Below are 14803 nucleotides of genomic sequence, written 5' to 3' on the forward strand. Positions count from 1 at the left end.
CAGCACACAAGTCGCAACACGATAGGCACCCGTAGCTCAGTTGGATAGAGCATCGGTCTACGGAACCGAGGGTCGGGCGTTCGAATCGCTCCGGGTGCACCCAGCCAGCATAATTCGGCACGGATGGTCATTAGACACGACGCCTCGCCAGGCAGCGCCGCCAAGCAGCCCTGAGGGGCGCGGGGTAGCGAGGTAGCGGTGTAGCGGCCGTAGCGGCCGACTGGGTGGCGCCGCTGGCACCACCGAAGCTCGCCCGACCCGCGGGCGACACCCTTGGTTCTTGAGCCCGAGGAGCTGCTAACGTGTCGCGCCCCAAGCTCGGCGAGCTGCTGCTGCAAAATGGGCTGATCACGGCCGAGCAGCTCAGCACGGCGCTGCACAGCCAGGTGGTCAACGCTGGGCGCCTGGGCTCGAACGTGGTCGAGCTCGGCTTCACCTCGGTCGACGCGCTCTCCGACGTGCTGGCCTTCCAGCTTGGGGTGCCCGCGGTCGGGCCCAGCGATCTCACCGCACCCGATCCGCGGGTCCTGAGCGCGATCCCGGCGACCGTTTGCGGCAAGTACAAGCTGCTCCCTTTTCGGCTGCTCGGCCAAACCCTGCAGGTGGCGCTGCTCGATCCGCTGCGCGAGGACGTGCTCGACTACCTTCGCGCCGGGCTGCGCGTGCAAATCCAGCCCTTTGTCGCCCCTCAGCTCCGGCTGCTCTATGCCCTCGAGCGCCACTACGGCATCCCGCGTCCCAAGCGCTTTCTGCGGCAACCAGGCTCGCCCGAACCGCGCGACGAGCGCCGCACCTATCTTCAACCGACAGTTGCCGCCCCGGAGACCACGCCGGTCGTCGCCGCAGCGCCACCCACGCCCCGGCCGCGCGCCCCGGGTGGCTCCGTCAGCGGCAGCTTCGAGCTCGTCTACCTCGACGAGGTGCCGCGAGCCTGCGCAGACGATGCCTTCGACGTCGAGGTCGAGCTGCCGACGAAACCCGCCGCAGCCAGCAGCGCCGGCGACCCGCTGCTCGCTCGCATCGACCAGGCCACCGCTCGCGACGAGCTGATCAAGGCCATGGTCGAGCCCGTCAACGCGAGCGTGACGCTGAGTCTCCTCTTGCTCGTGCGCAATGAGATGGCCGTCGGGCTGGCGGCGTGGGGCGGGGCCTCGTCGCAGAAGCAGGTGCGCAGCCTCGTCGTGCCGATCAACACGGCCTCACTGCTACAGCGCGCCACCGCCGAGCACACCCCGCTCCGCGCGATGGCCGGCGAGGACGGCATGCAGGCCATGATCGCGACCTATCTGCAGGCGCCCACGCCGCAGGCCTGCTGCGTGGTGCCCGTGATGCTGCTGGAGCGCGTGATCAACCTGATCTGTGTCCAGAGCAAGACGCCGCTGAGTGACGGCAACGTCGAGCTCCTGCAGCGCGTCGCAGAGCGGGCCGCGCTGGCCTACGAACGCCTCGTCCGGGGCAACCAACGCACCGGCGACTGACGGCGAGCCAGCGACCAGCGTCGCGCGGCCTGCCGCTCAGGGAGCAACTGGAGCCGCCGAGCAGCGTCCGATCGAGCTTGCTGGCTCGCGGGCATTCGCTTAGCGTGGAACGCATGGCGCCATTGCCTTCCGGCGAGGATTCGCCACCAGCGGCAACTTCGGCGCCCGCGCCGCCGGCCTCGGCCAGCGCACAGCTGCTCCCGGGCTGGTGGCATGAGCGGCGCGAGATCTTCCGCCACGAGGCCGCTTACCTGACGCCTCGCCAACCCGAGCGCGCCGCCCTGATGTGGCTCGAAGCGGTGGGCGCCGCGCCGGCAGGGCTCGATGCTACGGCAGCCGTGGTGACCGACCTCGAGCAGGCGTTGACCCTGGGCGCGACCAACAGCGGCTTGCTCGGCCGCGCGCGCCGGTTGCTGATGCAGCAGGGCGACTACCGGCGTGCGCTGGCTGTCGGCCAACGTGAGCTCAGCGGTGGCGGCGAGAGCGAGGTCCGCGCCGCGCTGCTCTTCGAGCTGGCAGCCCTCGAGCGCTACGCCTTGGGTCGACCCCAGCGCGCGCTGGCGCTGCTGCGTCAGGCGCTGCGCCTCCAGCCCACCCATGTGCCTGCGCTGCTCCGCGTCGTCGCGCTGGGCCGCGAGCTCGCGCTCGACGAAGACACCGTCGGGGCGCTCAAGCAGCTCGCCAACTGCCTCAACGAACCGGGCGCGCGGGCCCAGCTACTCTACGCAGCGGGGACCTTGCTCGAGACGCGCCTGCAGCAGTCAGAGGCGGCCGGCAGCGCCTACCGCCGCGCGGTCGACGTGGATCCGCGTCACGCACCGACGCTGCTCGCGCTGGCTCAACTCCATGAGCGCAATGGCGAATGGGCAGGCCTCGCCCGCGCTCTCGAGCGACTGGCCGATGTCGTGCGCGATAGCAGCCTGCGCGCGCGCCTGTGGCAACAGGGCGGTGCGCTGCATCTCGACCTGACGGGTGACAGCGACGCGGCGCGGCGCCTTCTGGCCCGCGCGGCGCGCCTGATGCCCGACGATGCCGCGCTGCTGCAGCGGCTCTCCGAGGCCTACGAGCTCAAGGGCCAGGGACGTGAGCTGCTCGAGACCTTGCGGCTGCTGCTCGTTCACACCCCCGATCGACAGGGCCGCGCGGCATTGCTGACGCGCATCGGCGATTTTCTGCACGAGCAGCAGCGCGATGCCGAAGGGGCGATCGTGGCCTACCGCCAGGCCCTCAGCGAGGTGCCGGGTTACCTGCCTGCCCTGCAGTCCCTCGCGACCCTGCATCGACAACGCGGCGACTTCGAGCCGCTGGTCGCCATCGCCAATCCCGAGACGGAAGGGACGCTCCCTGCCGAGGCGCGCGCCGTGCGCTACGTCGAGCTGGCCGAGGTGCTCGATCAAGAGCTCGGTCGCAGCGACGAGGCGATCGCGGCCTACCGCCGCGCGCTCGAGCTGCTGCCGGGCCTGCACGTCGCTTTCGTCGGGCTGGCGGCGCTGCTGCGACGCGTCGAGCGCCATGACGCCCTGATCGAGCTGCTGGGGCAGCAGGCGGCCGCGAGCCACGATCCCGCGACACGCACTCACCTCCTGCTGCAACAGGCGCGGCTGCAGACCGACGCGCAGCGCAACCCGGGGGCCGCGATCGGCACGCTCGCCGCGATACCGGAAGACGACGGCGGCCGCCTCGTCGCGCTGGAACGGATCGAGATTTACGCCCGAGCCGGGCGCGACCACGAGCTGCTGCCGCTGCTGCTCGAGCAGGCCGAGGCGACGCGCGACGCCGCCGAAGGCGAGGGTTGGCGCTTGCTGGCCGCCCGCCGACTCGAGCGGCTCGACGAGAGCGAGCAGGCGCTGGCGCTCTACCGCGAGGTGCTCACCCGCAACCCGGGAAGCCTCGCCGCCGTGCATGGGATTGGCCGCCTCCTCCACCGCCGCGGAAGCTGGCAGGAGCTGGTGGCGCTGCACCACCATGAGTTGAACCAGCAACCCACGCGCCCCGACGCCCCGCTCCTGCTCTGCCGCATCGGTCGCCTGCTCGCCGAGCGGCTCGGCGAGCACGCAGCCGCCATCGACGCCTACGCGCGCGCGCTGGCCCACGATCCGACCTACACCCCGGCGCTCGTGGCGCTCGAGCGGCTGGCGCGCAGTGAGCAGCGCTGGGGCGAGCTCGTCACCGTGCTCGAGCAGTATGCGGCCGCGCGGCACGACGCCGCGAGCGCGGCGGCGGCGCTCTGCCGTGCGGCCGAGGTCGCGGGCTGGCAGCTCGGCGACAGCGCGCGTGCGGCGCAGCTCTTCGCGGCCGCGCTGCAGCGCCACCCCGACGCCCCCTCGAGCGCCTACTGGGGTCTGTTGCGGCTCCAGCTTCGCCACGGCTGGTGGAGCGAAGCCGCCGAGCTGCTGCTCTCGCTGCTCGAGCGCGCCGGCAGCGAAGAGGAACGCGGGCTGTGGGCGTTGCAGCTCGCGCGGCTCCGGGAGCTGCAACTGGAGCAGCCGCCCGATGCCGCCCTCTACGCCCAGGCCGCGGTGGCCTTCCCGGGTGCGCTGCACGAGGAGCAGGCACGGGTTCAGGCGCGCCTCGGCGCGGCCGCGTTGGCCGAATGGCTCGCCACCGAGGTCGCGGGCATTGCGGATCCGTACCTTGCTGCCGCCTACCTGCTCGAGGCTGCGCACCATGACGAGCTGCAGGCCGAGAGCGGCGCCGGCGCCGCCGCAGCGCTCGTGCTCGTGCGCCAAGCCCACGAACGGCGGCCGACCGACCCGGCCGTGATCTGGTGTCTCGAGCGCAACCTGGTGCGGCTCGAGCGCTGGGCCGAGGTCGCCAAGCTGCGCGAGCACGAGGCGCAACTCGAGCTCGACCGCGCCGGCAGGGTGCAGGGGCTCGCCCACGCCGCCAGCGCGCACGTGCTCGCCGCTGCGCCCGCCGATGCGGAGCGCCTGGCGCGCGAATGCCTCAACCTCGATGCTCGCTGGTTGCCCGCGCTGCTGCTGCTGGCGGCGCTGGCGGAGCAGCGCGATGACGGCGCCGCCCTCGCCGAGCTGCTCGACCGCGCGGCGGAGGCCTGCGTCGACCCGGCCAACCGGCGCAGCTTCAGCCTCCACGCCGCGTGGCTATGGGAAGAGCGGCTTGGCGATTCGGCGCGCGCCCTGAACAGCCTGGCCGCCAGCCTGGCCGACGACCCTGGCGACGTCCAGGTCTTCGCCGAGGCTGAGCGCCTCCTGACCCAGCGCGGCGACGACGACGAACTATCGCGACGCTACCAACGCGCGATCCGCGCCTGCGGCGACGGCGAGCGCAAGGCCGAGCTGCTAGCGCGGCATGCGCGCCTGTTATCGGCTCATCCTGCTGCGGACAGCGCCAACCGGCAGCGTCTCGACCGGGCGCTCACCGAGCTCGGTTCGCTGCTCGAGCTGCGCCCGGACGATACCGAGACGCTGAGCGCGTTGGCGGCGATTCAGAGTCGCCAGCATTATTGGTCGGATGCTGCCGCCACGCTCGCGCAGCTCGCCGCCTGCAGCAGCGACCCAACCTTGCGCCGGCGCGCGTGGATCGAGCAGGCGCGCCTGTGGCTGAAGGAGCTGCACGAGCCAGAGCGAGCGCGTGCGGTGCTGGAGGAGGCCGAGCACGTGTTCCCGGACGACCTGGAGCTGGTGCAGCTCAGGCTCGAGCTCGCCAGCACGCTGGGCGAATGGGACGCGGCGCGGGCGTTGCTCGAGCAGCTCGTCGAGCGCGGCAGCGACGAGACCCGGCGCTGGGCCAAGCTCCGGCTGGCTCAGATCGTGCGCATCGGCCTGCAGGACCAGGCGCTCGGCGAACGCGGCGAGCAGGACTCGGTGCGCGAAGCGGCCCACCACGAGGACGCGCTCCAGGCGCTGCGCGCGCTCTATCCGGCGACCGAGGAGCGCCGTCGCCTCCTGACCCTCGCCGAGCGGCTGGTCGACGAAAGCGAGCCGCACGAGGCCTGGCTGCTCCGCCGCCTGATCGCGCGCATAGCGCTCGAGGACCTGAACGAACCCGGGCGGGCGCTGCCTCAGCTCCAAGCGGCGCTGCAGCCGCTCGAGGGCGGCGCCCAGAATTTCACGGCCGCCGAGGGCGCAGAGCTCCACCTCTTGATGGCGCAGGCGTTGGAGCAGCAAGGCGAACGCGAGGCAGCCGCGCAGCAGTACCGCCATGTGCTCGACGGTGACCCGACGCAGGGCGCCGCCCTGCATGGTCTGGTGCGCAACGCCGCCTCGGAGATCGCGGCCGCGGCCGCGGCCCTGCTCGTGCTGCTGGAAGCGGCCACGATCGAAGAGCAGGCGCTGCTCGCCAGCTTCAGCGCCGCCGAGGCGCGCCCGCGCATCGTGGCCGCCGAGCCGCCCCAGCCCGAGCGGCGAATGGACGCGCTCCAAGAGCTGCTCAAGACGCTGGTGCCGGCGCTGGAGGAGGTCTTCGGCGCGGCCGGCGCCGCGCCAGAGCTCGCTCCGAACCACCCGGTCACCCTGGCGGTGCTTCAGCTTGCCACCTCGCTCGGCATCGGACCCGTACGTGTCGCCCTCGTCGCGGAGGCGGGGGCCAACCCGGGGATCGGTCATCCGCTGCCGCTGCGCTTGGATCGCGCGCTGAGCGCGCAGCTGGAGAGCCCGGCCTTTCGCTTCTGGGTCGGGCGTGCGCTCGTGCGCGGCGCGGGCGGTGGCGCGGTGGCGTTGCAGCTCGACGACGACCGCATCGCGGAGATCTTCGCCGCGCTGCAGGGCAGCCGGGGACTGTCGCCGCGGGCCGCGCAGCTGCGGCAGGTCATTGGCCACCTGCTGCCACGCAAGACACGCCGTCACTTGGCCCAGCTCGCCACCGAGGCCGCCGACCCGCAGATGTGGTCACGCTATCGCCGCCGACTGGAACGCTGGGCCGACCGCGTCGCGCTGGTGCTCAGCCGCGATCCCGGCGCAGCGCTCGGGGCCCTCGCGGCGTCCCAGGGCCTGCTTCCGGCGGCGCTGAACGGGCAGACCGAGCTCGCCGCCTTGATGCGCTTCGCGGTCTCGGAGGATTACGCGCGGCTCTTCCGGTCGATGTGGACCTGAGCTGCGGTCGATGTGGACCTGAAGCGCGCTCGAGGTGGCCTGAGCTGCGGCGGAGAGAGAGGGATTCGAACCCTCGGTGGGGGTTTACCCCCCACGCCGGTTTAGCAAACCGGTACCTTCGGCCACTCGGTCATCTCTCCACGCCCGCCGAGCGCAAGCACAGCCCTGCAGGCCGCCCGTTGGTAGCTCATGGCGTTCCAAAAGACAACCCCGGAGCCGGCGCCGGAGGCAGGCGCGTCGGGTGGCGCACGCTGAGCAGCGAGAGCCAGCCCTCGCCCTCTTCCCCGGCGGCGCTGCGACCACGCCGGGCGCCCTGCTCGGCCGCCCTTCCGCAGTCCAGCGGGCCGACCGGCCAGTAGCTGCCGAGGCATACCCCAGCGGGCCGGGCTCGCTCCTCGGTGGCACCCGAAGCGTTGGACGCCCTGACCGGCGTCGAGGGTGACGACGCCAACTCGGCGCGGGCGGCTACCGGTGCGGTCTCCAGCCAGACGCGGGCGTGGGCCGGGGCGCTGGCGAAGATCAGATGGGTGAGGGCAAGGGCGAGCGCGCCCAGGAGCGCGGCGGAGCCTCGGTGCGAAAAGGGCACCGATCGGCGGGCGGCCGGGTAACACATGCTTGAATCCCTCCCAGTGTTCAAGGAGCCGTGGGGAAGCGCCTGCGGCCACCGCAAGCTCGCGCGGCGACCGGAGCGTGGGCCGCGGTAAAGCAGCACCCGTGCCAGCGCAGCAAGGCCTGCCCGATCGTGGCCACGGAATCGTCTTCTTTGGCTTTTTCTCGAAAGCCGCGCTCGGATCCGTCGGGCCGTTGCCACCCTTGCGTAGGAAACGCTGGGATAAGCAACCGAGCCGTCGGGGGCGGGCCCTGGTCGCGAGCGGCGCAGGCCCGGTGCGCCGTCGGAGCTAGCGCGGAGCCAGCGCGGAGCCGGCGCGGAGCTTTGCAACCCGCAGGAATGTCCCCTAGGGTAGGCGCCGCGCGCGAGGCCGGCGGCCATGGCCCTGCCGGCGCGCGACGCATCGAGGGTCAGGACGATGGACGCAGGGGCAGCGGAACTCACGCGCGACGAGCTGCTGCGCTACGGCCGGCAGCTGATCCTTCCCGAGGTCACTGCCGCCGGACAGCGGCGCCTCAAGCAGGCGCGCGTGCTCTGCGTCGGCGCGGGCGGGCTGGGCTCACCGCTCGCGCTCTACCTCGGCGCAGCGGGCGTCGGCACGCTTGGCCTCGTCGATGGCGACGTGGTCGAGTTGACCAACCTCCAGCGGCAGATCCTCTACGACAGCAGCGACCTCGGCCGACCCAAGCTCGACGCCGCCTGCGCACGCCTGCGGGCGCTCAACCCGGCGATCACCGTCGTGCCGCACGCGCTGCGCCTGGTCCGCACCAACGCGCTTGGCTTGCTGCGCGACTACGACGTGATTGCCGACGGCTCGGACAACTTCGCCACGCGCTACCTAGTCAACGACGCTGCCGTCCTCCTCGGCAAACCCAACGTCTCGGGGAGCGTCTATCGCTTCGCCGGGCAGCTCAGCGTCTTCCACCCGGGTCGCGGGCCCTGCTATCGCTGTCTCTTCCCCGAGCCACCACCGCCCGGGCTCGTGCCCTCCTGCGCCGAGAGCGGCGTCCTCGGCGTGTTGCCGGGCATCATCGGCGCGATGCAGGCGCTCGAGGTGCTGAAGCTGCTGCTCGCAGAGGGCGAGCCGCTGATCGGTCGGCTGCTCTTGCTGGACGGACTGGGCGCGCGCTGCCGTGAGCTCGCCATCGCGCGCAATCCCGCGTGTGCGCTTTGCGGGGACGCGCCGACGATCACCGCGCTCGACGACAACTACGAGGCGCTCTGCGGCCAGGCCAGCGGCAGCTGCGCGGCGGCGGCGTCGTCGCCGCCGATTGCCTACTGCGAGGTCGAGGCGCTGTGCAAGGCGCGCGCGACGGGTGAGACGCCTGCGCTGCTCGATGTGCGCGAAGCGCATGAACACGCGCTCGTGCGGCTTCCAGAGGCCACGCTGATCCCCCTGGGCCAGCTCCCCGCGCGGCTGCACGAGCTCGCTCTCGAGCGCAGCTACGTCATCTATTGCCACCACGGGACGCGGGCCGAGCGGGCCTTCCACCTGCTGCGCCAGGCGGGCTTCACGGGCCTTCGCGTCCTCGCCGGCGGCATCGACGCCTGGGCCGCGCGCATCGATCCGACACTGCCGCGCTATTGAGGGGCCGCGCTATTGAGGCGATTCGACGCTGCCGCGCGAAGCGATCGCCGCCATCGAGTCGCCCTGCCGGCGCCGAGATGAGATGAGATTGAACGTCGTTGAGCTGAAAAAAATATCCCCCGCGGTTTGAAACCGGCGGGGGATAAAGCGGGGCGGACGGGACTCGAACCCGCGGCCTCCGGCGTGACAGGCCGGCGTTATAACCGACTTAACTACCGCCCCAATGAACCGTAGCCTTTCGCCGCGATTGGCGTCCTAATAGCCCTTCGCGGCCCTCTCCGTAGCAAGCGCCCGGAACCGTGTCAAGCAGCAAGCCCAGCACCCAGCCCAGCGGCGACTCCAGCGGCGACTCCAGCGGCAACCCCCGCAGCGACCCCGACAGCAAGACCGGCCACGCGCGCCACCCGGGGGAGGGGGCGGGCCGCTGCCTGGCGGCGGGGCCTTCAGGCGGAGGCCGGGCAGGTCCGGGCCCAGCGCGTGGCGCTGTGCGGTCGCGTCGGCGCGGCGTCGCAGCCGCGCTGCTCGTCGTCGTCGCCGTTGGCGGCGACCCGCGATCCTTCGCCAACGGGCCAGGCGCGGCAGCCGCGGGGGTCCCGGCCAAGCGCCAGCAGGTCGCCGAGCCCCAGGCCCCAGGCCCGCCGACCAAGCCCACGCCGCTGCATTGGGACGAGCGGTGGCCGCGCATGCGCGCCTGGGAGTACCTGGCGACGGCGACGAGCCTGGCGCTGCTGGCCTACGTGCAGTTCGGAACCTATCGCAGCAGCCGCCCGCGCTGGCGCGGAGGCATCCTCTTCGACGACGCCGTGCAGGACGTGCTGCGCCTGCATAGTCGCCCGGCCCGCGCGCGAGCGGACCTCGCCAGCGACGTCTTCTGGGGGCTGACCCACCTCGTCCCAGCGGTCGATGCGCTCGTCGTCGCGCTCGCGCTGCGGCGCAGCGTCGACGTGGCCTGGCAGCTCGTCGCCCTCGACGCCGAGGCGTTGAGCCTAATGGCCTTCGCCTCGCGCGCGATGCACAAGACCGCCCGCCGCGCGCGGCCGGCCTACGAGCGCTGCCTCGACGACCGCAGCTACGACCCTCGTTGCGGCGCCAGCTCGGCGGTGGCCGGCTTCTGGAGCGGGCACTTCGCGATGACCGCCGCCGCTGCGGGGCTGACCTGTGCTCACCACGCCCAGCTACCGCTCTATGGCGGCGGCTGGGCCGATCGCCTGGCCTGCGCGGCGACCATCGGCACGGCCACGGTCACGGGCCTGCTGCGGGTGATGGCCGATCGCCACTACCTCAGCGACTCGCTGATCGGCGGCGCGGTCGGATTTCTCGTCGGCTGGGGCCTCCCCACCTGGCTACACTACCGTTGGAAGGGCGACGCGTCGCGCGCTCGCCCGCGCGACCGACGCTCGACCTCACGCCCCCTGCTGATCCCGACGGCGGAACGTGGTGCCGCCGGCCTGGCGTTGGTCGGCGCGTTTTGAAGGCCGGAGGGACTTGACCCCGATGCGCTGCGGCAACCCCGAATGGCGCCAGCGCGCGGCCCTCGAGCGCCGCTGCGGCCGGCCCACGACGCCCATCGGCTCGCGGGCGCGCCTGGGGACGCGCGCGAAGCTGCGCGGTGCCCGAGCGCCTGTGGCGCTGCTCGCACCCCTGGTGCTTTGGGCGACGGCTTGCGTCCGTGCGGGCTTCGCGCCCGCCGACGACGCGAGCTCGGGCGGTCCCGTCGATGCCGTCGTGACCCTGCGCGATCGCTCGATCGACGGCGCGCGAGACGTGAGCCCCGGCGCGACGGAGGGCGGCAGCGCTGGCTGTCCGAGCGCCGCGGAGACGCTCTCGCTCGAGCTCGACGGGGATAACGCCGGGGCGCTCGGACAGCTCACCGTGGAACTCGGTCAGCCCGTCAGCCTGGCCTCCTACGCTCGGCAGGGCACGCGCGCGCGCCGCATCGCGGCGACCTGGACGGCGACAGGACCGCCGCCCGTGCCGCGACTGCGCCCGGACACCCCTGGCGAGCGAGCGGAGCTCACGGTCTTCGCGCTTGGGGCCGTGACCGTGACGCTCACCTGCGGCGCCCGAGAGGGCAGCTGGCAGGTGCAGGGCGTTCGTGCGGGCGACGCCGCGGCGACCCCCTATGCCGGCCTCAGTTTGCCCGATCCGCTGACTGCGGCGGATCTCAAGCTCGCCGGCTTAGCGCCCGAAACCAGGCGCGAGCTCCCCCTCGTCGCGCGGGTGCTGACGGTCGAGGGCACCGTCGCCGCCAATCCCGCGACCGGTCCCGCGATCTTTCTCCTGGCCGCGGAGCTGCGCCTGACCAGCCGCGCGAGGCTCGTCGCCAACGGAGAGGACTACGTCGATGACAGCACCGCAGGCGCCGGGGGCAGCGGCGGCGGCGCGCCGACCGGTTGCGGCGGCACGGCGGGCGCGGGCGGCAGCGCCGGGGGCGATGGCCTTCCGGCCGTCGGCGGGACCTGCATGGGAAGCGCTGGCAGGGGTTGGGGACAGGTCTACGCAACGACCTTCGCCGACTACGGCCTTGGCGGCCAGGGCGGCGCCGGCACCAACGCGCCGGGGGGCGCCGGCGGGACGGGCGCCGGCGGCGGCGGCGGCGGCACCTTCAACCTCTGGGGCGGAGGCGCCGGCGGTGGCGGTCTGATCGTGATCGTGGCCGACGCCATCACCGGACACGGACTCGTTCGTGCCGAGGGCGGGCGGGGGCGGGCGCGGATTACCGGCAACGCGGCACCAGGCGCCGGCGGCGGCGGCGTGATCTTTGTGGCAACCCGCAGCTACCAGGGCAACCTCCAGGCCTCCGTGCAGGGTGGGAAATCCAACGTCGGTCTCCAGTACAGCGGAGAACCGGGCACGGCGCGCATCTTTCAGATCTTGCCGAGCGGGCTGCTGATCCGGCGGCAGTTCACCGATCGCTGGACCGCCGACGGCAACGCCGACCTCTCGCCCACGGCCCTGCCCTTCGCCCCGGCACTGCCTGCCCCCAGCTCGCTGCCCGATCAGGTGATCGCCACGGCCACGCAGCTCGACGGCTACCTCTACTCACGCGGCAACCCGCTCGCCGCGCGCGCGCTCACCGTCGCCGCTGATCTGACCTACGCCGCCGGCGGCCCCAGCGCCGTCTTTCTGCGCGCACAGACGCTGCGTCTGCAGGACGCTCCGACGATCTCGGCGACGGCCACAGCCGGCGCGATCGGGCCCGGAGGTGCGGGCGGAAACGGTGGCGCGGGCGCCGCGGGCTGCGGACAAACGGGGCAACCCACGCCCGCCACCGGTGGCGTCGACGGTTACCGTGGCGCGGGTACCTGCTCGGCCGCCGGGGGCAACGGCTGGGGTGCCTTCTATGCCGATGGCTACAGCTACGGTCTCGGAGGCACGGGCGGCAGCTCGAATCTGACTCCCGGTGGCCTGGGCTCGAACGGCGGCGGCGGCGGCGGCGGCGGCAGCGACAACCTCTGGGGCGGTGGCGGCGGCGGTGGCGGGCTGCTGGTGATCGTCGCGGAGCGCCTCGAGGGCTCGGGGCGCCTCGAGGCTCGGGGCGGCGATCGCGGGGGCACCGTCAGCGTCGCCGGCGGTGGCGGCGGTGGCGTGATCTGGGTGGCGGCCGGCAGCTATGACGGTCGGCTCACGGCCGACGTCGCGGGCGGCGCGGGCAACGGCACCCCCGCCACTGCAGGTACGGCTCGCATCTTCCGCCTCCACGCGGATGGCAGCCTCGAGGCCCGCAGCTTCGACGAGCGCTGGTAGCGCGCGCCCCCCTGTTGCGCACGCGGACCGGGTTGCGCACGCGGACCGGGTTGCGCACGCGGACCGGGTTGCGCACGCGACCCCCTTTGCCCGACAATCGCGGCTGCACGACAGCCCAGCGGAGCACGCAAACGATGCAGTTCAGAACGCATGTCGGTCGACCCTACCCGCTCGGCGCCACCGTGATGGCCGACGGGATCAACTTCGCGATCTTTTCGCGCCATGGCACCGCGGTCTATCTTGAGCTCTTCGACTCCGTCGACGCCCACGCCCCCAGTGCGACGATTCGTCTCGACCCGCGCTTCAACCGCACCGGCGACGTCTGGCATGTCTTCGCCACGAATTTGCGCGGTGGGCAGCTCTACGGCTATCGGGTGGACGGGCCCTATGCGCCGGTCGAGGCGGGCCACCGCTTCAACGTCCACAAGCTGCTCACGGATCCCTACGCCCGCGCCCTGGTCGGCGAGTACGGCGTCGAGCACGATGCCCTCTACGGCTACGACCGCAGCTCGCCGCAGCGCGACCTGAGCTTCAACGCCCAGGACAGCACGCGCCATACGGTCAAGTCGATTGCCATCGCCAACCAGCCCTACGACTGGGAGTCCGACCAACCGCCGCGCGTGCCGCTCGACGACAGCGTCTTCTATGAGACGCACGTGCGCGGCTTCACCTTGCACCCCTCATCGGGCGTGGAGCATCGCGGCACCTACCTCGGCCTGATCGAGAAGATCCCTCACCTCAAGCGCCTCGGCGTGACTGCGGTCGAGCTGCTGCCCGTGCATGAATTCAACATGCGCGAGCCGGCCGGCACCGATCCCGTCACGCAGCGGACCATCACCAACTACTGGGGATATTCGACGCTCGGCTTCTTCTCGCCGGAGCAGGACTATGCCTCGAGCCGCGGGACGAACGCCGTGGGTGAGGTCGTCGAGTTCAAGGAGATGGTCAAGCACCTGCACCGAGCGGGGATCGAGGTCATTCTCGACGTGGTGTTCAACCACACCGGCGAAGGCAATCAGCTCGGTCCGACGCTGAGCTTCCGCGGCCTCGACAACGCCGTCTATTACATGCTGCACAAGGGACGCCACTACAAGAACTACTCGGGCTGCGGCAACACCGTGAACTGCAACCATCCGGTGGTGAAGCAGTTCATCCTCGACTGCCTACGCTACTGGGTGGTCGAGATGCACGTCGACGGCTTCCGCTTCGACCTCGCGACGATCCTCGGCCGCGGGCGCCAGGGTCAATGGATCGGCGAGCTGAGCCTGCTCTACGATATCGGCGGCGATCCGATCCTACGCGGTTCCAAGCTGATCGCCGAGGCTTGGGACGCCGAGGGCATGTACAAGGTCGGCGGCTTCCCCGAGGGCTGGGCCGAGTGGAATGGTCGCTATCGCGACGATGTACGCCGCTTCCTCCGCGGCGACGAGGGCGTCGTCGCCGATCTGGCGCGCCGCCTGGGCGGCAGCCAGGACCTCTTCGGCACCAAGAGCAGTCCGTCACACAGCATCAACTTCATCACCTGCCACGACGGCTTCACTCTGCGCGATCTCGTCTCCTACGAGCAGAAGCACAACGAGCGCAACGGCGAGGGCAACCGCGACGGGACGGATCACAATCTCAGCCGCAACTGGGGCGCCGAGGGCGAGACGAGTGATCCGGGCGTGCGCGCCGTCCGGCTGCGGCAGGCCAAGAACGCGATGGCGTTGCTCTTGTTCTCACGGGGCACCCCGATGCTCCTCGGCGGCGATGAACTCTGGCGCACGCAGCAGGGCAACAACAACACCTATTGCCAGGACAACGAGCTGAGCTGGCTCGACTGGAGCAACAAGAGCGAGGCGCAGGAGTTCGAACGCTTCGTGCGGCTAGTGGTCGCGCTGCGACAGCGGCATCCCGCCCTGCGTCGACCATGCTTCGTCGACCCCTTCGGCCCACCCCGGCACCAGGGCGGGGGCTTCGCCGCCCACGACATCATTTGGCACGGCGTGCATCTGGGCCAGCCCGACTGGTCGCAGCACTCCCACGCGCTGGCGTTGCAGGTACGCGGACAGCCGCCGACCAGCGCTCCCCACAGCCGCGATGACGAGCTCTACATCGCCTTCAACCAGTGGACCGAGCCGCTCGACTTCGAGCTGCCGCCGCTGCGTCAGGCGCCCTGGCGGCGCGTGCTCGACACCGGTCGGCCGAGTCCCGAGGATATCGTCGAGGAGGCCCACGCGCCGCAGGTCACGGGCGATCGCTATCGCCTCGCGGCGCGGGCCGTGCTGCTCTTGATTGCCGCCCTGCCCATGACCGAGCCACCCGCCGCGCCCTGATGCGCTGGGCC

The 14803-nt window shown here is 71.9% G+C and carries 7 protein-coding genes and 3 tRNA genes; 7 read left to right on the forward strand and 3 right to left on the reverse strand.

Translation table 11 applies throughout. From position 1 onward, the window contains the following. Positions 1 to 25 precede the first annotated feature (25 nt). From IPL40_12990 to IPL40_13000, 3 genes are all read left to right on the forward strand, one after another. Positions 26 to 99: transfer RNA gene (locus IPL40_12990), tRNA-Arg, on the forward strand. A 203-nt stretch (positions 100 to 302) separates the two neighbouring features. Then, positions 303 to 1478, forward strand: a complete 1176-nt coding sequence (locus IPL40_12995; GenBank protein MBK8482067.1) for a GAF domain-containing protein — start codon at positions 303 to 305, stop codon at positions 1476 to 1478. A gap of 113 nt (positions 1479 to 1591) precedes the next feature. Then, positions 1592 to 6532 (forward strand): hypothetical protein, encoded by a 4941-nt coding sequence (locus IPL40_13000; protein MBK8482068.1) that lies wholly within the window; start codon positions 1592 to 1594, stop codon positions 6530 to 6532. Positions 6533 to 6582: 50 nt separating this feature from the next. Here IPL40_13000 and IPL40_13005 read toward each other — a convergent pair. Together IPL40_13005 and IPL40_13010 are read right to left on the reverse strand one after the other, a co-directional pair. Further along, positions 6583 to 6672: transfer RNA gene (locus IPL40_13005), tRNA-Ser, on the reverse strand. Positions 6673 to 6719: 47 nt separating this feature from the next. Next, positions 6720 to 7145, reverse strand: a complete 426-nt coding sequence (locus IPL40_13010; GenBank protein MBK8482069.1) for a hypothetical protein — start codon at positions 7143 to 7145, stop codon at positions 6720 to 6722. Positions 7146 to 7521: 376 nt separating this feature from the next. Here IPL40_13010 and moeB point away from each other — a divergent pair, with 376 nt between their 5' ends. After that, a complete protein-coding gene (moeB, locus tag IPL40_13015; GenBank protein MBK8482070.1) occupies positions 7522 to 8730 on the forward strand; it encodes a molybdopterin-synthase adenylyltransferase MoeB in 1209 nt (402 codons plus the stop codon). Between the two features lie 148 nt (positions 8731 to 8878). Here the strand turns inward: moeB and IPL40_13020 are convergent. Then, positions 8879 to 8952 (reverse strand) — tRNA-Asp (locus tag IPL40_13020). A gap of 263 nt (positions 8953 to 9215) precedes the next feature. On the opposite strand from IPL40_13020, the gene IPL40_13025 reads away from it, so the two are divergent. The 3 genes from IPL40_13025 to glgX all read left to right on the forward strand — a co-directional run bounded on the left by IPL40_13025 (position 9216) and on the right by glgX (position 14792). Further along, the gene (locus tag IPL40_13025) at positions 9216 to 10202 is read left to right on the forward strand and encodes a phosphatase PAP2 family protein (GenBank protein MBK8482071.1); all 987 of its coding nucleotides are present in this window, start codon (positions 9216 to 9218) and stop codon (positions 10200 to 10202) included. A gap of 22 nt (positions 10203 to 10224) precedes the next feature. After that, the gene (locus tag IPL40_13030; GenBank protein MBK8482072.1) at positions 10225 to 12477 is read left to right on the forward strand and encodes a hypothetical protein; all 2253 of its coding nucleotides are present in this window, start codon (positions 10225 to 10227) and stop codon (positions 12475 to 12477) included. 134 nt (positions 12478 to 12611) lie between these two features. Then, positions 12612 to 14792, forward strand: coding sequence for a glycogen debranching protein GlgX (gene glgX, locus IPL40_13035; protein ID MBK8482073.1), 2181 nt, complete (start codon positions 12612 to 12614; stop codon positions 14790 to 14792). Positions 14793 to 14803 lie beyond the last annotated feature (11 nt).

The sequence above is a fragment of the Pseudomonadota bacterium genome (genome assembly GCA_016711215.1).
In the GTDB taxonomy this organism is placed as follows: Bacteria; Myxococcota_A; Polyangia.

Bases quoted from the DNA above. Each gene is read 5' to 3' on its own strand.
- IPL40_13000 (MBK8482068.1), top strand. From the start codon at position 1,592: ATGGCGCCATTGCCTTCCGGCGAGGATTCGCCACCAGCGGCAACTTCG.
- IPL40_13010 (MBK8482069.1), bottom strand. From the start codon at position 7,145: ATGTGTTACCCGGCCGCCCGCCGATCGGTGCCCTTTTCGCACCGAGGC.
- moeB (MBK8482070.1), top strand. From the start codon at position 7,522: ATGGCCCTGCCGGCGCGCGACGCATCGAGGGTCAGGACGATGGACGCA.
- IPL40_13030 (MBK8482072.1), top strand. From the start codon at position 10,225: ATGCGCTGCGGCAACCCCGAATGGCGCCAGCGCGCGGCCCTCGAGCGC.
- glgX (MBK8482073.1), top strand. From the start codon at position 12,612: ATGCAGTTCAGAACGCATGTCGGTCGACCCTACCCGCTCGGCGCCACC.